The sequence below is a fragment of the Providencia sp. PROV024 genome (assembly GCF_032709665.1).
Classification (GTDB): Bacteria; Pseudomonadota; Gammaproteobacteria; order Enterobacterales; family Enterobacteriaceae; genus Providencia; species Providencia huashanensis.
Genome location: NZ_CP120545.1, coordinates 655,449 through 677,092, shown reverse-complemented (window position 1 = coordinate 677,092; position 21,644 = coordinate 655,449). Strand labels below are relative to the sequence as shown.

21 protein-coding genes are annotated in these 21,644 nt (G+C 41.1%); 2 read left to right on the top strand and 19 right to left on the bottom strand.

The features are described 5' to 3' along the window. The first annotated feature begins 116 nt into the window (after positions 1 to 116). Positions 117 to 611: a transcription/translation regulatory transformer protein RfaH gene (gene rfaH, locus P3L56_RS02940; RefSeq protein ID WP_042848822.1), complete on the top strand. Its 495-nt coding sequence runs from the start codon at positions 117 to 119 to the stop codon at positions 609 to 611. 81 nt (positions 612 to 692) lie between these two features. Here the strand turns inward: rfaH and tatC are convergent, their stop codons facing one another. From tatC to ltnD, 17 genes are all read right to left on the bottom strand, one after another. After that, positions 693 to 1,454, bottom strand: coding sequence for a Sec-independent protein translocase subunit TatC (gene tatC / locus P3L56_RS02935; RefSeq protein WP_042848823.1), 762 nt, complete (start codon positions 1,452 to 1,454; stop codon positions 693 to 695). Between the two features lie 3 nt (positions 1,455 to 1,457). Then, positions 1,458 to 2,000 carry a Sec-independent protein translocase protein TatB gene (gene tatB, locus P3L56_RS02930; RefSeq protein ID WP_042848824.1) on the bottom strand — a complete coding sequence of 181 codons (543 nt, stop codon included), beginning with the start codon at positions 1,998 to 2,000 and terminating at the stop codon, positions 1,458 to 1,460. A 3-nt stretch (positions 2,001 to 2,003) separates the two neighbouring features. Beyond that, on the bottom strand, positions 2,004 to 2,285 hold the full coding sequence (tatA, locus tag P3L56_RS02925; protein WP_042848826.1) for a twin-arginine translocase TatA/TatE family subunit: 282 nt from the start codon (positions 2,283 to 2,285) through the stop codon (positions 2,004 to 2,006). A gap of 113 nt (positions 2,286 to 2,398) precedes the next feature. Further along, positions 2,399 to 4,033 (bottom strand): ubiquinone biosynthesis regulatory protein kinase UbiB, encoded by a 1,635-nt coding sequence (gene ubiB / locus P3L56_RS02920; protein ID WP_042848827.1) that lies wholly within the window; start codon positions 4,031 to 4,033, stop codon positions 2,399 to 2,401. Beyond that, positions 4,020 to 4,673: an SCP2 domain-containing protein gene (locus P3L56_RS02915; RefSeq protein ID WP_042848828.1), complete on the bottom strand. Its 654-nt coding sequence runs from the start codon at positions 4,671 to 4,673 to the stop codon at positions 4,020 to 4,022. The genes ubiB and P3L56_RS02915 overlap by 14 nt, the downstream gene beginning before the upstream one ends. Position 4,674: 1 nt before the next feature. Further along, positions 4,675 to 5,430 (bottom strand): bifunctional demethylmenaquinone methyltransferase/2-methoxy-6-polyprenyl-1,4-benzoquinol methylase UbiE, encoded by a 756-nt coding sequence (gene ubiE, locus P3L56_RS02910; RefSeq protein ID WP_042848829.1) that lies wholly within the window; start codon positions 5,428 to 5,430, stop codon positions 4,675 to 4,677. Between the two features lie 75 nt (positions 5,431 to 5,505). After that, complete coding sequence (gene rmuC, locus P3L56_RS02905) at positions 5,506 to 6,861, bottom strand: DNA recombination protein RmuC (RefSeq protein ID WP_048608629.1); 1,356 nt, start codon at positions 6,859 to 6,861, stop codon at positions 5,506 to 5,508. A 112-nt stretch (positions 6,862 to 6,973) separates the two neighbouring features. Further along, positions 6,974 to 7,504, bottom strand: a complete 531-nt coding sequence (locus P3L56_RS02900; protein WP_042848830.1) for a DedA family protein — start codon at positions 7,502 to 7,504, stop codon at positions 6,974 to 6,976. Positions 7,505 to 7,653: 149 nt separating this feature from the next. Next, entirely contained in the window at positions 7,654 to 8,436 is a 783-nt protein-coding gene (locus P3L56_RS02895) for a tyrosine-protein phosphatase (protein ID WP_166685925.1), read from the bottom strand. A 277-nt stretch (positions 8,437 to 8,713) separates the two neighbouring features. Continuing rightward, on the bottom strand, positions 8,714 to 9,472 hold the full coding sequence (udp, locus tag P3L56_RS02890) for a uridine phosphorylase (protein ID WP_042848832.1): 759 nt from the start codon (positions 9,470 to 9,472) through the stop codon (positions 8,714 to 8,716). Between the two features lie 290 nt (positions 9,473 to 9,762). Then, entirely contained in the window at positions 9,763 to 11,139 is a 1,377-nt protein-coding gene (locus P3L56_RS02885; protein ID WP_042848833.1) for a GntP family permease, read from the bottom strand. Positions 11,140 to 11,149: 10 nt separating this feature from the next. Further along, positions 11,150 to 12,109, bottom strand: coding sequence for a D-erythronate dehydrogenase (gene denD / locus P3L56_RS02880; RefSeq protein WP_210831394.1), 960 nt, complete (start codon positions 12,107 to 12,109; stop codon positions 11,150 to 11,152). A gap of 63 nt (positions 12,110 to 12,172) precedes the next feature. Then, positions 12,173 to 12,940 (bottom strand): DeoR/GlpR family DNA-binding transcription regulator, encoded by a 768-nt coding sequence (locus tag P3L56_RS02875; RefSeq protein ID WP_042848835.1) that lies wholly within the window; start codon positions 12,938 to 12,940, stop codon positions 12,173 to 12,175. A 12-nt stretch (positions 12,941 to 12,952) separates the two neighbouring features. Beyond that, on the bottom strand, positions 12,953 to 13,732 hold the full coding sequence (gene otnI / locus P3L56_RS02870) for a 2-oxo-tetronate isomerase (protein ID WP_166685924.1): 780 nt from the start codon (positions 13,730 to 13,732) through the stop codon (positions 12,953 to 12,955). A 10-nt stretch (positions 13,733 to 13,742) separates the two neighbouring features. After that, a complete protein-coding gene (locus tag P3L56_RS02865; protein WP_042848837.1) occupies positions 13,743 to 14,384 on the bottom strand; it encodes an aldolase in 642 nt (213 codons plus the stop codon). After that, a complete protein-coding gene (gene otnK, locus P3L56_RS02860) occupies positions 14,377 to 15,654 on the bottom strand; it encodes a 3-oxo-tetronate kinase (protein ID WP_210855492.1) in 1,278 nt (425 codons plus the stop codon). Before otnK ends, P3L56_RS02865 begins: the two co-directional genes overlap by 8 nt. Continuing rightward, positions 15,651 to 16,559 (bottom strand): L-threonate dehydrogenase, encoded by a 909-nt coding sequence (ltnD, locus tag P3L56_RS02855; RefSeq protein ID WP_272686222.1) that lies wholly within the window; start codon positions 16,557 to 16,559, stop codon positions 15,651 to 15,653. Before ltnD ends, otnK begins: the two co-directional genes overlap by 4 nt. 392 nt (positions 16,560 to 16,951) lie before the next feature. On the opposite strand from ltnD, the gene P3L56_RS02850 reads away from it, so the two are divergent. Further along, a complete protein-coding gene (locus tag P3L56_RS02850; protein WP_048608635.1) occupies positions 16,952 to 17,341 on the top strand; it encodes a YidB family protein in 390 nt (129 codons plus the stop codon). A 61-nt stretch (positions 17,342 to 17,402) separates the two neighbouring features. On the opposite strand, the gene P3L56_RS02845 is transcribed toward P3L56_RS02850, so the two are convergent. Continuing rightward, positions 17,403 to 19,094, bottom strand: coding sequence for a carboxylesterase family protein (locus P3L56_RS02845; protein ID WP_243838428.1), 1,692 nt, complete (start codon positions 19,092 to 19,094; stop codon positions 17,403 to 17,405). A 172-nt stretch (positions 19,095 to 19,266) separates the two neighbouring features. Further along, positions 19,267 to 21,540 (bottom strand): 5-methyltetrahydropteroyltriglutamate--homocysteine S-methyltransferase, encoded by a 2,274-nt coding sequence (gene metE, locus P3L56_RS02840; protein ID WP_272686221.1) that lies wholly within the window; start codon positions 21,538 to 21,540, stop codon positions 19,267 to 19,269. Between the last annotated feature and the right edge of the window lie 104 nt (positions 21,541 to 21,644).

Below are 21,644 nucleotides of genomic sequence, written 5' to 3'. Positions count from 1 at the left end.
TATTCGATTAATATAAGCTTCAGAATACCAATAATATTGTGCTGCTACTCAATAGTCACACTGTTATGTCGTAATTTGTTATCATAAACATAATTTTGTCATGCGAGATTCGAAAAATGGAAAAGTGGTATCTGCTTTATTGCAAACGAGGGCAAATTGAGCGTGCTATTGAGCATCTAAATAGGCAGAGTGTTATCTGTATGACGCCCATGACAGAAATGGAAAAAGTGGTCAGAGGAAAAAGAACTAAGGTGCAAGAAGCTTTATTCCCTAATTACTTGTTCGTAAAGTTTGATCACAACGAAATTCATACTACAACTATCCAATCAACTCGTGGGGTCAGCCATTTTATTCGGTTTGGCCAATTACCCGCTGAAGTCCCTGATGAAATCATTAAGTTATTACAACAAAACCCTATTAGTCATTCCATAGCCCCTGATATGCCAAAACATGGAGATCAAGTCACAATTACTGAGGGTGTTTTTGCGGGAGTTCAAGCTATCTTTGATGAGCCAAATGGAGAATATCGTTCAATTCTTCTACTGAATATATTGAACAAAAGTGTCCCTAAAATTGTTGATAATACTCAATTTAAAAAATCAACTGACTAAAAATCGTGCTCATAAAAAACCCTTCAACAATGAAGGGTTCTCTATGGGCTGTCATTAAGCCTAATATGACCTAAAACCTACTTACGACTCTTCTTCCTCAGTACCTTCTTCTTGTCGACCTCGACCTTTGCCGACATAAAAGTTAGACAGTAATACCCCCAACTCGAATAGCAAATACATTGGGACTGCTAGTAAAGTCTGAGAAAGGACATCTGGTGGGGTTAAAAACATCCCTACAACAAATGCCCCAACCAAAATATATGGACGTTTACGTTTTAATGATTCAGGTGTAGTTACCCCAGTCCAACACAGTAAAATAATTGCAATTGGTACCTCAAATGCAGCACCAAAAGCCATAAATAATGTCATGACAAAACTAAGATATTTACTGATGTCCGGAATAAAGTTAACGCTGTCTGGTGTTGTTTTTACAAAAAAGCCAAAAGCTAATGGGAAAACAACAAAGTAAGCAAATGCCATCCCTAAATAAAACAAAAAGCTACTTGAAACAAGCAAAGGCAACATGAGTTTGCGTTCATGCTTGTATAAGGCCGGCGCTATAAATGCCCAAATTTGATAGAGAATAACTGGTATCGATACAAAAACCGAAACCATCATCGTCAGTTTAATAGGGGTAAAGAAGGTTGACGCCACATCCGTCGCACTCATTTGAGAGCCCACTGGCAACTTATCAATCAAAGGGGCTGCTACCAGCCGGTAAATATCATTTGAAAAATAAGCGAGCGCAGCAAAAACGATCAAAACTGTAATTAAACAGTTCATTAGCCGTTTACGGAGTTCAATGAGGTGGCTAATAAGTGGTTGTGTATCATTTACAGCCATGTGTTATTTTTCACTTTCAGTTTGATTAGAGTTCTTTACTTTAGCATCGAGCGGCTCAGCCGTTTTCACTGTTGTAGGAGCTTCAGGTGTTTTATCCTCAACAACCGCTGCCATCTTAGCTGCATGCTCAGGGTCAGGATCTGATTCTTGGGCCTCTGGGGCCTTGTTTTCAGCATCCTTAACAGCACTATCATAACTGTCAGTGATCTCTTTTGCTTTATTTAACTCTGTTTCGATATCGCTGGTTGTTGCTTGATAGCCGCTTTTCAATGACTGTGCTGCTGTACGCAGCTCTTCCATGGACTGCTTAAGTTCCGGGGAAAGCGCTTCTAAGTTAGCTTTCTCTTCTACTTTCTTCAGAGTGTCTTGCAGCTCTTGTAATTTCAGCTCTTGTGATAACTCATTTTGTACATTCGCTGCCATTGAACGCATAGCACGTATCCACCCAGCGACAGTTCTCACTGCCACTGGTAAGCGCTCAGGACCTAAGACTACAAGACCAATAACTGTAACAAGCAACAGCTCACTAAAACCTATGTCAAACACGGTTTAACCCTGCTCTTTGTTTTTGCTCTCAACTGGGCTTTCTTTTTTTTCAGAAGCCTGTTGTTCAGTAATGTTCTTAGTCGCAAAGTCGGCATCTTGCTTATCTTGCTCAACTTTTGCCTTTTCATCATCACTCATCGCTTTCTTGAAACCTTTAAGTGATTCACCTAAATCAGAACCTAATGAACGTAATTTTTTGGTGCCGAAAATTAAAATAATAAGCAAAGCAATGATGATTAGTTGCCAAGGACTACCGAAAGCAGCCATTGCAATAGTTGATTCCATTGTTAATACCTCTATAGTTTTGGGATCAATTGTTGTTATATCTATTATATACAACCAACACTAAATACGGAAATGTTCACAGCCTTATAAACTTGTCGCAAAACAAAGTTTACTTAATTATCGCCCGCTTTACACCAACCAATTACCCAAGATAGGGCACCCGCCGCCATAAATACGACCGCAAGCCGTGTAAAATCAGAAATAAAAAATAAGCTACCACACAAAATAAAAGTCGCCCCCACACCTAGAAGATAATGGGATTTACGCTGTTTATTGCGCTGACTTTTCAACTGTTGTGTTAACTGGTCTATATTCGATTGTAAAAACTTATGTTGTCGCAATGCGCCATATATTAAATCAGGAATTTCAGGCATCTTTTCTGCCCAGTAAGGCGCTTTTTCTTTCAATGCCTGAGTAATGGCGGGTAGCCCCACTTGGCTGTGAACCCAATCTTCTAAGAATGGTTTTGCCGTTTTCCACAAGTCAAGCTGAGGGTATAACTGACGCCCAAGCCCTTCCACATACAGTAATGTTTTCTGTAATAATACCAACTGTGGTTGTACTTCCATATTGAAACGACGTGCAGTATTAAACAAGTTTAATAAAACATGCCCAAATGAAATTTCGGCCAATGGTTTTTCAAAAATAGGTTCACAAACTGTACGAATAGCAAACTCAAAATCTTCCACATTTGTATCAAGAGGCACCCATCCTGAATCAACATGTAGTTCAGCAACCTTGCGGTAGTCACGGTTGAAAAAGGCAATAAAGTTTTCTGCAAGATACCGTTTGTCTTCTTTATTTAGTGAACCCACTATCCCGCAATCGATACCAATGTACAGGGGGTCTTCAGGGTGCTCATAGCTAACAAAGATATTTCCGGGATGCATATCTGCATGGAAGAAACTGTCTCGAAAAACTTGGGTGAAAAAAACCTTTACCCCCCGCTCTGCTAGCAGCTTCATATTTGTACCCTGAGCTTTTAGCGCTGTAATATCTGATACGGGGATGCCATAAATACGTTCCATGACCATAACGTTTTCACGGCAATAGTCTGGGTAAACTTCGGGAATGTAAAGCATGGAGCTATTTTCAAAATTACGGCGTAGCTGGATCGCATTGGCCGATTCACGTAGTAGGTTTAGCTCATCAATTAACGTTTTTTCATATTCACGCACTACTTCTTTGGGCCGTAAACGCCTACCATCAGGTAGTAAAGGAACCCAGTTAGCAATACGGTACATCAACTTAATATCGGCTTTAATGATAGGCAGAATATCAGGGCGAATTACCTTGATAACAACATCTTTGCCATTTTCTTTTAGCGTCGCAGTGTGAACCTGAGCAATTGAAGCTGAAGCTAAGGCTTGCTCATCAAAGTCATCAAACCACTGTTCTAGCGGCCCACCAAGAGAATCCTCAATGTAACCTCGAGCTAATTTCCCATCAAAACTAGCGACTTTATCTTGTAGCAATGAAAGTTGGTCTGCGATTGCTGGCGGGAAAAGGTCACGACGGGTTGATAACATTTGCCCAAACTTGATCCATACGGGCCCTAGCTCTTGTAATGCAAGGCGAAGCCTTTCGCCTAATGGCCTATCTTTGTGCTGATTTCTAATCCAAAAAAAGCCTAAACGCCCAATTCTTAGAGGTAACGTAAGCTTAATTTTGGGGATTAACTCATCTAGTCCATAAGAGAGAAAAACCCGAATAATGAAGTAAAGTCGTTTTATTTCACCGGGTGTCATTCTTCTCCTCCAACAGACTTAACCTTTGTTCGAGCGTATTAATTGAATGTTCTACTTCCTCAACTTTGTCATTAAAATGAGCAAGTTCGAGTTGGCTAGGTGCCATTTTCCATTCTTCAATTAATGCATCTTTCACATACGTTTTTTGCCTTTTAACTAAGTGAGATGCGAAGCAAACGCCTTTATTCAAGAGTTTACTAAGCCCTTCAGCAGCGACATCACCAATATAAGGTGAAAGATAATGTGCCGGGTTCCAAATTGCTAAATCGAGCAATGAGGACCAATGCTGAACAATCTGCATATCCCCTTCAATCACGATATCACCACGATTGATTAGCTGAGATAACTGCTGTTTATCTTTCAATTTAATTAAAGTAAATAATGATGTTTTAATTGTACAGTCTGCGGGTTCAACCCATTCGCTTAATACATCAACATGATTTTCAGCAAAAATAAGTGTTAGCGTTTTATTGAGTTCTTTAAGCTCAATAGCCATCACTTTGCCTGCTAAACGCACCCTAGCAGGCTGTAATACTTTTTCTTTGAACAACATATGGTTAAGTGAGGTTTCCATCAATGCTGTTATCAAAGAGTACAAAACTGTATTTTGATTTTCGGTATGTGTTGATGGTGCTTCCATCTTAGAATTTAAACCCTTTATGCAATGCAACAATCCCACCAGTCATATTGGTATAAGAGACTTGCTCAAACCCGGCGTTTTCCATCATCCCTTTAAGTGTTTCTTGGTTAGGGTGCATACGAATGGATTCCGCTAAATAACGGTAGCTTTCTGGGTCGTTCACAATTGCCTGACCAATACGAGGCAATATGTGAAATGAATACGCATCATACGCTTTATTCAATGGCTCAATAATAGGTTTTGAAAATTCTAATACTAATAGACGCCCACCCGGTTTTAGAACACGAAACATCGAACGCAGTGCTTTGTCTTTATCCGTAACGTTACGCAAACCAAAAGAGATAGTAATGCAATCGAAGTGGTCATCTGGAAATGGAAGTTCTTCAGCATTAGCTTGAACATAATTTACATTACCAACAATGCCAAGATCACGTAATTTTTCGCGCCCCATCTTCAACATTGAGTCATTGATATCAGCAAGTATGACTTCACCTTTTTCGCCCACAAGACGCGAAAACTTAGCGGTTAAGTCACCTGTTCCACCAGCAAGGTCAAGTACACGCTGATTACGGCGGACACCACTTGCTTCAATAGTAAAACGTTTCCAGATACGATGAATACCAAATGACATTAAGTCATTCATTAAGTCATACTTTGATGCTACAGAGTGAAAAACATTCGCTACTAGACCGGCTTTATCTTCTTTGCCGACAGTACGGAAACCAAAATCAATGGTTTCTTTAGTTGGTTCAGTCATTTCTCTTATGCCTGCTGATAGTTCAAACTTTTGTTAGAAGTGTAACAGTCTTTGAGGTAAAACCCTATCAGAAGTCTAAGATTCCGCACAATTAGATGCCTCTGAGCGCTCAATAAGTTGAGGCGCGATAGGTTGTTTAATTTCTACCCCTAGCTCTTTAAAACTTTCCGCCTGACTAATTAAATTACCTCGCCCTTGTGCAAGACGTTTCATTGCCGACAGGTAAGTATTATTCGCTTTATCAAGACTGGAGCCTAAAACCTGCATATCATCCACAAACAAGCGTAGTTTGTCATACATTTTTGCAGCTCTTTCTGCAATTTCTTGGGCATTTTGCCCTTGTCGCTCATAGCGCCAAATATTATTGATAGTTCGCACAGCCACTAATAACGTGGACGGGCAAACCAACATGATATTCTGTTTTATTCCTTCATCAAGTAGTTCAGGAGCTTCCTTTAAAGCAAGCAAATACGCAGGTTCAATAGGAATAAACATTAGAACATAGTCTAAAGAGCGTATTCCGGGTAACTGATGGTAATCCTTTCGACTCAACATACGCATATGGTTGCGTATGGATGCAACATGATTTTTTAGCGCTTGTTGTTGTTCGTGCGGGTCTTCGCTATTGAAATAATGTTCATAGGAAACCAATGACATTTTTGCATCAACAACCACATCTTTACCTTCAGGAAGATGAATAATAACATCGGGTTGATAGCGAGTATTATAACCTGTATTGACACTGACTTGGGTTTCGAACTCGCTTCCCTCCCGCAGACCGGAAACCTCAAGAATGCGAGTGAGGATAGTTTCCCCCCAATTACCTTGGATTTTATTATCCCCTTTAAGTGCCCGGGTTAAGTTAACAGCTTCTTTGGTCATCTGATTGTTAAGCTGCTGCAACTGCCTTATTTCATACGCTAAGGTATGCCTTTCTTTCGCTTCTTCACCAAAACTTTGTTGAACTTGTTGGCGAAAACCTTCTAGTTGTTCACGAAAAGGCGATAACATTGCCAATAAACTTTTTTGTTGCTGTTCCGACGCCCTACGTTCATTTTGTTCAAAAATACGGTTTGCTAAATTTTCAAACTGCGCAGTCAATCGTTGTTCACTGTTTTGTAAAATACGTTGTTTTTCTTCATTTGCGAGCTGATTTTGTTCAAAACGGGTAATGACTTCACGAAGTTCGGCTTCTTGTTCCCGATTGATATCCCGTTGTGTGCGCAATTCTTGGTCAAGCCTGTCGTACTCTGCTTTCCATTGAGCAAGATGAATACTTTTTTCGTCACTTGCCGCCAATTGCCGATTGATTTGTTGTAGCTCTTGATCTTTGTGAGCTATTTTTTGAGCAATAGAAAACCACGTTGCTAAGCCACCCACTAAAATGCCACTCAACACACCAATAACTGCATATAAAAGAGAGGTATCCACGATTACACCCTTACTTTACAAAACCCAGTGTAAGGTAATTGGATACTGTATAAGTGTCCAGAGGTAATTACATATACTGAGAAAATTTTGCGAAGCATTTCGCAAGCTTTGCTTAGCCTACCCAACTTGCAAACCACTTCAGACCGAGTGCACCCGGTGCCAAAATGCCAAATGCCCAGATCATCGCAGAAGCAATATTTGCCAGTTGAAAATGACGCTGTGGCATCGCGCAAATCCCTGCCACAAGGGGAACAACCGCACGTAGAGGGCCAAAAAATCGCCCAAAGAAAATCCCCCATACCCCCCAGCGGTCAAAAAAACGATGCCCTTTATCTATCATTTGCGGGTTACGGGAAATCGGCCACATTTTGCGAACATTCTCTTTATAATGAAAACCAAACCAATAAGAGAGCCAATCTCCAAAAAATGCCCCTAAAGCGGCAGCAAGCCATATTGGCCAAAATGTAATATTACTTTCACCAATTAAAGCGCCTAACCCTAATAAAATGACTGTTGCAGGTAAAAGTAGCGATAAAAATGCTAATGACTCACCAAACGCGAGAAAGAAAATAATAGGAAGAGCCCATATTTCATTTTCACGAGTAAAGTCGGTTACAAGGGTAACGATTTCATTAAGCGTCAAAGCAATCCCCTATCATCATTGATTTACTTTATTACAGTAACGAAAATGTGATAAATCAAAGTTAAACGAAGCAAAAAATCCTTATCAATTAACCGAGTTATGGAATTTATAAGGCGCAATTTCCACAACTCGTCGTCACTTAAGATAGATCAATCAAGAAAATGACTTTGCAGTGCTTCCCGCTGGCCAGCCCCCAATCCAAAATCTTTCTCTAGCCATTTATCAACATTGCCATAGTGACTTTCAATACTCTTTAAGGCAGTCATTAGAAAGTCTTCGCGCACGGAATAAACATACTCAAACTTTTTAACGATGTTTTCATTCATCGTTTTTGCATGCTCTGCTAAAAGATGTTTGCGATAAGGTGCTAGCGTTTCGTTGGTCAATAAATAATCTTCCATAACGGTTTCCAAATCGGCCCCGAGCGCAAAGAGGACTAATGCTGAACCGACGCCGGTACGGTCTTTCCCGACAGCACAATGTTGGACTATTCCACCTTTCTCTGGTTGTTGCAGTAAGTTCACCAGTTGATGATAAGCTGGGTTATTCAACGGTAATAATTCATACAGACGGAACATAAAAGCTTGTGGGTCAAATTGTTCTAATATTTCTGGGGTCAGTTTATCTAAGTTAGCCGAAACCTCCTTAGCTAAAGGATTCGCTGGCGCATGAATATAATGAGCCCCTTCCCAGATCACATCAGGCTTATCTAAAATTTCAGCTTCATCACGGTAATCAATAATTTGAAAAAGATTTTGTGAATGTAAAACGGATTCATCTTCTTGAGTTAAGCGGTCTAATGACCCCGAACGAAATAGCATACCAGGTTTAATTTTGCTGCCATTAGGAAGTTTTTTCCCGCCAAGATCGCGGAAGTTAATCCCCCCTTTAAGAGGAAGTACTGAAGGGTGAAGATAAGGTGTTGTCGACATAATAATTCCTTTTAGCCCCACAGCTTTTATTCAGTTCACAAAAATAAATGCATCCTGAATAATTTGAGGGCACATAATATTGATAATTGTTTTTATGACAATAACAGATCTACGAAATAAGGGGGATCAGATTATTCACTGTAAATTGTTAGCAATTACTAAATTTATAGGAAAAATATAAATGAGGGAATACAGGAAGAAAGTGCGGAGACTAAGCTCGCCTACTTTACATCCACAACCGAGTGAAATTTCAGTAAGCGAGCCAGTAAATTATTGACTATAGCAGACGACGAGCAGCCTCAACGACAATGCTTAGTACGTTACCTTCCGTTTTTTTCAGTAACGCTTCGTTTGGAATTTCTTGCTGGGTCCGGTTAACAATAACGCCTGCAACCATACCTGCACGTAAGCCTTTGCTACTGGAACACATAGTGAGCAATGTCGCCGATTCCATTTCATAGTTCATTACCCCCATGTCCTGCCACTCTTTCATTGAACCTCTGAAATGGCGCATAACACGGCCGGTATAAGTATCGTAACGCTCTTGGCCTGGGTAGAAGGTATCTGAAGAAGCCGTCACCCCAACATGTACTGTCGCACCTGCATCTTTTGCCGCAGCGTAAAGAGCATTAGTACAATTAAAATCTGCAACTGCTGGATATTCTAATGGCGCAAAGTGTTGGCTAGCACCGTCTAAGCGTACTGCACCTGTTGTGACTAATACATCACCAACATTAATATCTTCTTGGATTGCGCCTGTTGTACCAATACGTAAGAAAGTACGAATGCCTAGCTGAGCGAGTTCTTCAACCGCAATAGATGTTGACGGGCCGCCAATACCTGTTGAGCACACAATAACCGCTTTTCCATCGAGCTCACCACGCCAAGAGGTATATTCACGCAATGATGCAAGGTGTACAGGGTTATCCATCAGACGTGCAATTTTTTCAACACGGTTAGGGTCCCCAGGAACAATCGCTACAGTTGCACCCTGTAAGTCACTTTTCTTTAAACCTAAGTGGAAAACGTCAGACATTTCAAACTCCTTTACACAATGGCATCATTAAATCAGTCATCACTGATTAATCGTAACTAGTAATATAGCGAGAAAACCATTAACTTTTAGTGATAAGCGTCACTTTTAATGAAAACAATAAAAACTTGATTTCATTATTTAGTGATATTCATCACAAATTAACATTTGCGCTATGTCTATTTAAAATCCGTTGATACCAGTATAGATGAAAGTTTGTCATAACCACAAAAAGCGCCCCTAATAGCTGGGCGCTTTGATTATTTGGCAGAACTAAAAATAATAACGCTATGTTAGAGAACTACATCAAGGATAAGGACACCAACTAAACCTATACCCCACGCAATAGTGGTAGGGATAGACCAAACAATAATTTGTTGTTTAACGTCCTTTATTCCCATCATTCTGTTCACAACCCAATATAGGCTGTCGTTGAAATAACCGAAGAACAGAGACCCCATTGTTGCCGCTTGCGCCGCAACTAATAAGTTAATATCGGGTATTTGGCTAATGATCGGTGCAGAAATAGATGCTGCTGTGATCATTGCAACTGTACCAGAGCCTTGGATCAAACGAACCAATGTCGCGATAATAAACGGAATTAATACAGGTGTAATAGGCAAGTTAGCAACATGCTCAGCAAGAATGTTCCCTGTTCCGCTATCACGTAACACCGCACCTAATGCACCACCAGCACCAGTAACTAATAGGATGATCCCCGCCGATTGCAAGCCTTCTTCCATACGGTCAATGACTTCTTCTTTCGTTGCTTTTGGCATTAATGTGTATACAGAGATCAATACACTTATTGATAAAGCAATAATCGGCGCACCTAAGAATTCAAAAGTCTGGAAATACCAATTGCCTTCCATACCTTGGAATGGTGCTGTTTTCAAAATCAAGCCATTAATTGCATTAATAAAGATCAGCAAAATTGGCGTGATAATCGGTAATAATGATAAAAATAAGCTTGGTAATGGTTTATTTGCTTTTTCTTCCATGTAACGGGCATGAACTTCTTTTAAATCTTCGCTGCCCGTTTCATCTGGCATAAACTCAGGATATTTAGTGCCTAACCATTTTGCGTAAAAAACAATACCAATAACACAGGGGAGAGCAAGGCTCATCCCAGCAAGGATCATCGCCCCGACATCAACACCGAAAATACCTGCAACGCCTAAAGGACCTGGTGTTGGCGGAACAGTATGGTGTGTAACAACGAGCCCACCAGCAAGTGCAACTCCTAATGTTAAGATGCTGCGCTTACCGTTTTTTGCCAGTGCTTTTGCCAATGGATATAAGATGACGAAAGCAGAATCAACAAAGATAGGGATACTGACAATATAACCAGTAATTGCCAATGCCCACTCTTCGCGTTTTTTACCTAACCATTTGATAAAGCTATAGGCTATCTGTTCAGCGGCACCGGAAACTTCCAATACCCTTCCCATCATTACCCCGAGTCCGATAACAATACCAATGCTACCGAGTGTTGACCCAAAGCCTTTCGTAATTACTGTCACTGTCTCTGCTGCTGTCAATCCACCAGAAATACCTGCGATTGCAGCAGCAATTAGCATCGCTAACAGCGCATGAACACGCGTTCGTAATACTAAAAAGATCAGGACAAATATGGCCACCGCGAGGCCAATAACAGGAATATAGGACATAGTTTATCTCCTACTTGGATGCGCCATGGTGAGTGATAAACGAGCGTATCGCATCACTGAAAGAGCCATCTGCACGGAAGCCAAGTTCCAAAGCACGGCTGATATCAAATTTACCCGGCCAGCTAGCCACAATACGATTAATAGCTTCATCTGGTTCAAATCGGATAAGATCAACAGCGTCTTGCCCTGCAACTTCACACAGTGCATCAATCATGCCTTGTACAGTAACGGTGATCCCCGGCAGATTGACTGTGCGCGATTTACCAAATTTTTCTGCTGGAATACTGACAGCATGGATAAAATTATTGATAACTGTTTCAGGGCTGGATAACCATAAAGCGAGATCAGGAGAGACAGGGCAAACACTTTCAATCCCATTTAATGGCTCACGAATAATGCCACTCGCGAATGAAGAAGCGGCTTTATTTGGCACACCTGGACGGATACTAATGGTTGGTAAACGCATAACACGCCCATCCACATAACCTTTACGTGAATAATCATTGACCATCAGCTCGCACATGGCTTTTTGGGCGCCATAAGAAGATTGAGGATTAACCACACATAAATCAGTGATCACCTCAGGTAATTCTCCGCCGAACACTGCTAGCGAACTGGTGAACATAAATTTGATTGCTGGGTTTTTGGCACGTGCAACTTCCAATAATTGGCGAGTTGCTTCGAAGTTAACCTTCATACCCAAGTCAAAATCACTTTCAGCGTGGCTACTGACGATAGCTGCTAGGTGGAAAACCACATCAGTTTGCGCATCAATCAGTTTATCGGCCGCACCTGGCTGTGTTAAATCTAACGCAACACAACTGACTCGTGCATCCTCAATGGGTGCTGTAGGGCACTGAATATCGGCTAAAACAAGGTGGTCAAAATTTAAGCCCTGAGTATTTTTAAGCAAAGCAGCGGCTAGCTGCTGGCCCAGAAAGCCTGCGCCACCAGTAATAATAACTTTCATTGTAATTCTCCTTGCTATAGCCTTTTAACTGGCTATGCAGTTCTAGGTAAGATTATTTATGTTTTATGTCTTGATTAAATGAAGTTTTATGTTTTGTTCTGTTATCCGTTGCACGACATCCGTTGGCAGTTGGTCATCGCAAATAATGTCGTGCAATTGATTCAATGGACAAACACGGAACATGCCATATTTGCCGAACTTACTACTATCTGAAACCAGCACGCAACGGCGAGCAACATCAAGTAGAGTCTGTTTTATCTGAACTTTTTCTTCATGTGGGGTCGAAACCCCATGCTGTATATCCCATGAACTCGTACTGATAAACGCAATGTCCACATTTAACGTTTGCAGCATCATTGCCGCGGTATTGCCTACGCAAGAATGGTTACGTTTATCTACCTGCCCCCCGGTGTGATACAGGTTTAACTGTGACTTATTCATCAGATACTGCATGATAGAAAAATCATTAGTGACAATAGTTAAATTAAAACGCTCACCGAGTACTCGTGCAATTTCAAAGGTCGTCGTCCCAGCATCGAGATACACAACTTGCCCATCTTCAACTAATGAGCTAGCAAACTGCCCAATTTCACGTTTATGACGGTGATGCAACCGTGCTTTTTCACTCCAAGGGAGCTCTTGGCGTAGTGCATCATTTAATTTAACGCCACCACTAACACTGGTTACTTTCCCTTTTTCTTCCAACATGCGGATATCACGTCGTACTGTCATATGCGAAACATTCATTAGCTCAACTAAATCACTAATTGAAACAGTTTGGTGCTCATGCACATAACGATAAATAAAATCACGACGCTCAGAAGGAAGCATAGGTTTTCCTCATTATGAATTTGCTTGTTTTAACCAGCCTAACCCATCTTCGGTACGGCCAGCAGGGTGATATTCACATCCTAACCAACCTTCGTAACCCATTTCATCTAATTTTTTAAAAATCCATGGGTAATTAACTTCGCCACTATCCGGTTCATGGCGATATGGCACTGACGCTATTTGAATATGACTAAACTTGCCCCATAAACGCTCAATCGTTTTCAATAAATCACCCTCCATAATTTGGCAGTGATATAAATCTAACTGGATAAAGACATTTTCACGGTTAATTTCAGGTAATAGCGCTTCGGCTTGCTTTTGAGTCGTTAAAAAATACCCCGGCATATCACGAGTATTAATCGGCTCGATCAGTACACGAATACCGTGTTCTGCCATAACATCCGCAGCATGTTGAATGTTTTTGATAAAACACGCTTTTTGCTGCTCAAGTGTGAAGCTTTCATCCACTTTACCCGCCATTGCATGCACTTGCTTGCAGCCCAACGCTTTCGCGTATTTCAATGCAGTTTGTACGCCTTCAGAAAACTCAGCCTCACGACCCGGAATAGAAGCCATACCGCGCTCTCCCGCTCCCCAGTCACCTGCTGGCATATTAAATAAAGCCTGAGTTAAATTGTATTTTTTGAGTTCACCGGCAATCGCATTAGCATCTTCTTCGTAAGGGAAAAGATACTCAACACCTTTGAACCCTGCGTTCGCTGCACTTGCAAAACGTTGCATAAAAGGCACTTCGTTAAACATCATGCTTAAATTTGCCGCAAATTTAGCCATTTCTGTTTCCTTACTTTTGTGGATAACGACTTTCGAGCTGCTCAACTTGCTCTTGCGTTAATGTTGTAAAGCCGTGTGGGCGTAAGGTGATGTACAGACGAGCAGTATCTTCTAATTCTTCAGTATTAAAGAATGCTTGTCTTAATGTTTTCCCTCCCACTACGGGGCCATGATTCGATAACAATACCGCGTTATGGGTCGGTGCCAATTTGGCAATTTCCTCACCAATACGGTCATCCCCCGGAGGTAGGTACTCAATTAATGGTAATTTACCTACTCGCATCACGTAATAAGGGGTGATTGGCGGTAAGCAGTTTTTAGTATCCAACCCCGGCAAACAAGATAATGCGGTCAACCAAGGGGAATGAAGATGGACAACCGCTTGGCAATCAGGGCGTTGTAAATACATCGCCATATGCATAGACACTTCTTTCGTTGGTTTATCACCGTCTATCCAGTTACCTTCGGCATCTAATTTGCTCAATCTGTTTGGGTCTAAATCGCCAAAGCTTGAATTTGTGGGTGTTACAATAATGCACCCATCAGGTAACCGAGCACTAATATTTCCTGCACCACCGCTGCTATATCCACGGTTAAACATTGACTTAGCCCAATCGACTAGTTCTTGGCGCAGCGCCTTTTCATCACTCATTAAACATCTCCTGTGCAAACTGGAAGAAATTTTCTTGGCCGAAATTACCTGATTTCAGCGCTAACCAGCTACCGCTTGCTAAATCTTGTACCCATGGAACACCAGGGGCGATTGGTGAACCAATACTTAATTGTTCTGTACCTAGGCTTTGAACTACTTTCCCTGAGGTTTCACCACCAGCAATAATAAAGGTGTCATACCCTTGTGATTGAAGTAACTTCACAACCTCTCCAAACACATTTTCAACTGCTGCGCTGGACTCTACTGCACCGTATTTTTCTTGCGTTTTTTTCAGTAATTCAGGTGGTTGAGTGGCATATAATAAAGGTGCTAACCCTCCACCTTGCTGTTCTTGTACCCAAGTAGCTAAAAACTTTGCATACTCAGGATTAGCTAAACATTCACCAACATCTAAGGCCTTTGCTGGGGCAACTTTTTGATAAGCCTGTACTTGCTTATTAGTCATAACCGAGCAACTGCCTGATAAAATAACCGTTTTCCGAGTTGTTCCCGTTGGCTTTTCACCTCGAGCGCTGTTTTCACCCCATGCACATTGGCTATCAATGTTTGCTAATGCGGCGCCTAAACCGGACCCCCCGGTCAATAGAGGCATAGTCTTTACTGCCTGTGCGATAGGTAACAGATCATCCATCGTCAAGGTATCAACAATGGCGTAATTCACCCCTTGTTGGGCTAATTCAGTTAATTGTGACTTAACGGCTTCGCTACCTTGTTGGATGTCAGCAAGTTTGATTAAACCCGCCTTACCTTTTGACTGTTTTTCCATCACCCGTAATAAATTTGCATCAGTCATTGGTGTAACTGGATGGTGCTGCATACCGCTTTCATTGAGCAATTGACCATTAACAAACAAGTGGCCATGAACTACGGTTCGACCATTAACGGGCAGCGCAGGACAAACTAATGCGAGAGTCGTACCGAGTTGTTTCATCAATGCATCAGTGACTGGGCCGATATTTCCTTTTTCTGTCGAGTCAAATGTCGAGCAGTATTTAAAGAAAATTTGTTGGCACTGGGCTTTTTTCTTCAACCAATTGCATGCATTCACTGAGGCATTGACTGCTTCATCCACTGGGCAAGAACGACTTTTCAAGCTAACAACAATTGCATCAACACCTTGTGGTATCACTGTGTTTTCATCAGGTTCATTCAATAATTGAACTACCTTCCAACCGTTTTGCACCATAAAACCTGCAATATCAGTTGCACCGGTAAAATCATCGGCGATCACACCTAACTTCACTGTCATGCTTTTTTCTCCGGTAAAGTAATACCTTTAAATGTTTTGATCACAGCACTATCATCTTGCTGCCCAAACCCCTCACTGCTAGCTGAAATAAACATTTGGTGAGCTGTGGCTGCCAGTGGTAATGGGAAATTTAGCGCCTTCCCCGTTTCCATTACTAACCCTAAATCTTTCACAAAAATATCGACGGAGGATTTCGGGGTATAATCACCGTCTAATACATGTTGCATACGGTTTTCAAACATCCATGAATTCCCAGCCGCATGAGTCACAATGTCGTACATTACCGCTAGGTCAATACCCGCTTTGGATGCTAAGGCCATGCTTTCCGCAGCAACCGCAATATGCACTCCAGCCAATAGCTGGTGGATCGTTTTTACTGTTGAACCTAAACCGACTTCGTCACCCACACGATATAGACGTTCAGAAATTGCTTCGAACACGTGTGATAGTTTTTCAAATAATACAGGTGCTCCTGATGCCATAACGGTTAACTTGCCATCCGCTGCTTTAATGGAGCCCCCTGAAATCGGCGCATCGACCAGAGGTAACTGGTATTCAGCAAGGCGTTGAGCAATGCTTTTGGTTTGCTCAGCCGCTAAGGTGCTGTGTAAAACAATGATGGTGCCTGGACGTAGCTGCTCCACGAGTGGTTTTTCACCCGAAAATAAAATAGCCTCAACCTGACGACCATTAACAACGACCAGTAATAAAGCATCAATGAGATGAGCAAATTCTGCTGCATCTTGCCCAACGCCTTTTGCCCCTGCGCGAAGAAGGCGTTGGCAAGCATCTTGGTTTAAATCAAATCCATAGGTAGAAATATTATTTTTTATTAAAGATTGGGCTATCCCCATTCCCATGGAACCAAGGCCAATAACGCCAATATTATTAACGAAATTTCCCATAATGACCCCTGATGTTGTTAATCTTCGTGACTGTTGTGAATTTTCACACAATAAAATTCACAAACACATGACTAACGTCACATTAAGAATAATATAAAAAATAAACAAAATAGACGTAACAACCTGAATAACAATAAATTAATGATTTAACATCACTACAAAGACATTCACAGAATAATGTGATAAAAAATGTGATGCTGGTTGTGTTTATTTGTTCCACTACAATATGCTGAAAAATATATTTTTAGGCTAAGTTGTCCTCAGTACGTTATTTTTATTGACCTTAAGGCTAAATCGACCAAAATAACCCGCTACTTTTTTAGTGTCATGTTCCATACTAGGGTTATATCTATAGCTGTTAAGCATTAGCTGACATATTGTGAGGAGTTAAAATGGGTTTATTTGAACAAGTAATGGGAATGGTTGCTGGCGATAAAATGCAACAATTTCAATCAGTCATCGATTGGCTTGAAAACCAAGGGGGCTTAAGCGGTGTTGTTGAAAAGTTTAACGAGCAAGGGTTAGGCGGTGTTATTGCATCTTGGATTAGTGAAGGTGAGAACTTGCCTATCGATAATAACCAGCTAATGCAAGTATTTGGCAATGTTAATATCCAAGAACTCGCTCAAAGTGTCGGCCTTGATGCACAGTCAACTTCAGATTTAGTGGCAAAATACCTTCCGCAACTCGTCGATAATGCGACACCAAATGGAGAAATCCCAGAAAACTTGGATCTTGCCTCCATTGGTATGAACCTTCTGAAATCAAAACTCTTTGGTTAAGCGTTAGCTGGTTGATAAACCTTATTTTAGGCTTATCAACCATTTTATGGACAGCAAAACGCTATTGCGTTTCTTTGTGAGAAAACTGTTTATCTAAAGGCTCACTGAACCAACGCCCATTAAGTACTTGCGTTATTATTTGCTGTTTCTCTTCTGGGGTTACCGTATTATCTTGCTCAATCAAAGCAACAACATCATCGTATTGATATGGTTTATTACTCATATAAATAATTGATTTTGTTTTATTTGCATTAATAACAAGTAATGATTCCCCTGCTTGTTCATTTTCTGGTGACCAAGGCTTCCATTCAATTTGGCCTTTATTCGATGGTACACCATTCAATAAAAAATTAGCTAAGTAGCCATTAAATTTCTGTCTGACATCTTTCGTCCCCTCTAATTTAACCAATTCTTGAGTGAACGGGCTAAACTTTGTTTTATCCCACAGTGCCAAAAAAATACCATGGAAAGAACCTAATGGGGCAAGTTGGCTGCCCGTCACAACTTCATCACTACCCAAACTAAATTCCACACCATAAATCGGTGCCTTGTAATGAGGGTACATCTTTTGGGCCGATTGATTCACATTAAACAGGCTATAAAACAAACTGCCATATTTATTCGCAAAATCATATTGATTCAAAAGGCGAGTATTCGTCGCTAATGAGCCATCTGCTATTGCCCCCGCAAAGCGCTTATCACCTCGAGCAAATAAAGAAAACTCCCCCTGCCCAGTGACCATGATAATGGGGACTGAGTGATATGCGTTTGTTTCAAAACCATTTTTAGGTAGCACAACCCCATCTCGATACAGGTGTGGAAACTGTGACATTCTAATGCCAGCATCGCCAAATAACGTCGCTAGGTCTGCGGCTGGGAGTTGATAAAGATACGCTTTAACATCTGGTGAGCCGCTTAAAAGCCACGCTTTCGCTAAATCTAGTGTTGGTTTTTTATTATCTCGAACCACTAACTTGGCTAATCGGTCAGCAAAAATTTGTTCTGCTTGGTTTTTATTTGCCGTTGTCATTCCTCCGCTAAATACAATCGCTTTATTGAATGAGTTCTCAAATATTGGGGAGATCAGCATTGCCATAACATCTCGTCCCCCCGCAGAGAAACCGGAAACGGTAATGTTATTTGGGTTTCCACCAAATGCAGCAATATTTTCTTTTACCCAATCCAGTGAAAGCTTAATGTCTAATAACGCGTAGTTTCCAGAGTCTTCTATCTTATCCCCTGTGTTAAGTGCTTGAAGAGGGTTAAAACCGAGTGCGCCAAGACGATAGTTGACGGTAACGATCACTGCATTTAGTTCCGTTGCAACCAACTGAGGGTTAAATTCGGCTGAAGTCCCTGTTTGGTTATTTCCACCATGTAGGTAAAACAAAACAGGGAGGTTTTTCTGATTATCGTCAGGCCTATAGATATTAAGATTCAAACAATCTTCAGTACCTATCGCCCCTGACTGGCTAGTTTGAATACAATTTTGAGCAGGCTTAGTCGCATCAAACGTTTCAGACCACTGGCTCACTGGTTCTGGTTTTTTCCAACGCAACTCCCCTTGAGGAGCTTTACCATAAGGAATACCAGTCCATGTGACTAACGACTGTTGTGTACTACCTTGGACTTTTCCATTTGTTGTTTCAATAATGTGGTCAATAGCATAAGCCGATGAACTCCAAATAGAAATTAATAAAAATACCGCTGTACTTGTTTGTAACAATGATTTTTTCATTGGTATTTTAAACATATTGTTTTCCCTATTAATTTGGCAAAAAATCGCATTCACATTTAGTTTTATTATCAACAAAGAGTAACTGAAATATATAACCGCATTTTTAAATTATTAAAGTTAAATTTTGTGCTAATTTTATAAAAAAGGGCAGGTTCCCCCTGCCCTTTGTCACTTACTGACTTTATTTTTAGTGCTCACTTCTCAGTTGTTTTGCTGCTTGAACCATATTGGCTAAGGCTTGACGAGTCTCTGACCAACCGCGGGTTTTTAATCCGCAGTCAGGGTTAACCCATAAACGTTCAACAGGAACACGTTTTTCCGCTTTTCTCAGCAACGCGACAATCCATTCCACACTTGGCACATTTGGTGAGTGAATATCATACACCCCAGGCCCAATTTCATTTGGATAATGGAAAGTCTCAAATGCGTCTAGCAAGTCCATATCCGAACGTGATGTTTCAATGGTGATCACATCCGCATCCAATGCAGCAATGGAATCCATGATGTCATTAAACTCGCAATAACACATGTGGGTATGAATTTGAGTATTGTCTTGTGCAACTGCAGCACTGAGTTTGAATGCATCAACCGCCCATTTAAAGTAATCTGCCCACTCGTCTCTGCGCAGTGGTAAACCTTCTCGTAAGGCAGGCTCATCAATTTGAATAATGCCAATCCCCGCTTTTTGTAAATCATCAACCTCGTCACGTAATGCTAACGCAATCTGTTTCGCAATCGTTTCACGGCTAACATCTTCACGAGGGAAAGACCAACAGAGGATCGTCACAGGGCCTGTCAACATCCCCTTAACCGGTTTTTCTGTTAACGATTGAGCATACTTTGCCCATTCCACTGTAATCGCCTCTGGGCGGCTAATATCGCCAATAATGACAGGGGGTTTCACACAGCGCGAGCCATAGCTTTGCACCCAACCATTTTGGGTGAAAACATAGCCGTCAAAATGTTCACCAAAATATTCAACCATGTCATTACGTTCTGCTTCACCATGAACTAGCACGTCAATATCTAAAATTTCTTGTTCTTTAATCGCTTGTTTAATGTGCTCGCTAATATTGGTGCGGTAATAAGTTTTATCCACATTACCTTTTTTAAAATCTAAGCGTAATGTTCTAATTTCACTGGTTTGAGGGAAAGAGCCGATGGTTGTTGTTGGCCATAATGGCAGGTTAAAGCGCTCACGTTGACGCTGTGCACGCTGTGAATACGGGCTACTACGTTGTGTATCACCATCACGAATGGCCGCTAAACGTTGTGCTACCGCCGCGTTATTCACCCTAGTTGATGTTTTGCGAGCTCGGATTGGCGCACTATATGTTTCTAGTGTAGCAATATGATTTTCTGTTGGTTGATTTAGCGCTTTTGTCAGTAAAGCGAGTTCTTCACATTTTTGTATTGCAAAAGCAAACCAACTTTTCACTTCTGTATCTAAACGGGTTTCATCATTCAGGTCAATGGGGCTATGCAGTAATGAACATGAGGTGCCAACCCACAAATTACGCTGACCTAATAACGGTTTCACCCGTGAGAATTTTTCACCTAAATCGGCCTTCCATACGTTACGCCCATTGATAATACCGAGTGATAATACCCAATCTGCGGGTAGCGCTTTATGTAGCTCTTCAATATCATCAGCGCCTGCCACAACATCAACATGTAAGCCTTGAACAGGGAGGCTTTTAATTAAATCTAAATGGTGGCTAATACCATCAAAATAGGTGGTTAACAGCAATTTTGTGTTACCCGATAGCGCCTGATAAGCCTGTTGATACGCTTCTTGCCATTGCGCAGGTAAATCTAACACTAAAGCAGGTTCATCAATTTGTACCCATTCAATACCTTTTTCTGCGAGACGTGAAAGAATTTCCTGATAAACAGGCAATAATTCATTTAGCAATGATAAACGGTCAAAGGCTCCACCTTTAACTTTCCCTAACCATAGGTAAGTTATAGGGCCAATAATCACAGGTTTTACTTTATGACCTAACGCTAATGCCTCATCCACTTCATCAAATAATTGCGTCCATGATAATGCGAACTTTTGCCCTTTTTGAAATTCTGGCACGATATAGTGGTAGTTGGTGTTAAACCATTTAGTCATTTCCCCTGCTGGGGCTGGTGTTCCCGTTGGTGCACGACCACGAGCGACACGAAATAGTGTATCTAAGTCAATTGAACCATCTTCATTTTGGTGACGCGGAGGCACATTTCCTAATAGTAAGCTGGTTGTCAGTACTTGGTCATACCAAGCAAAATCACCAACAGGTAATAGCTCAACTCCCGCATTTTTTTGTTGTTCCCAATGGCGAACGCGTAATACGTGACCGACGTCTAATAGAGCAGCTTGGTCAATCTTGCCTGCCCAATAATCTTCTTGTGCACGTTTTAATTCTCTTTTTAGTCCAACACGTGGAAACCCAAGCGTATGATTTATAACAGACATATTGACCCCTTAAAATATTTAGCCGTCTAGATGTTTACACATCTATAATCAACAGGTACTGTATAAAGCACAAGCGCAAATTATTCATTATCACGGTGAAGGTT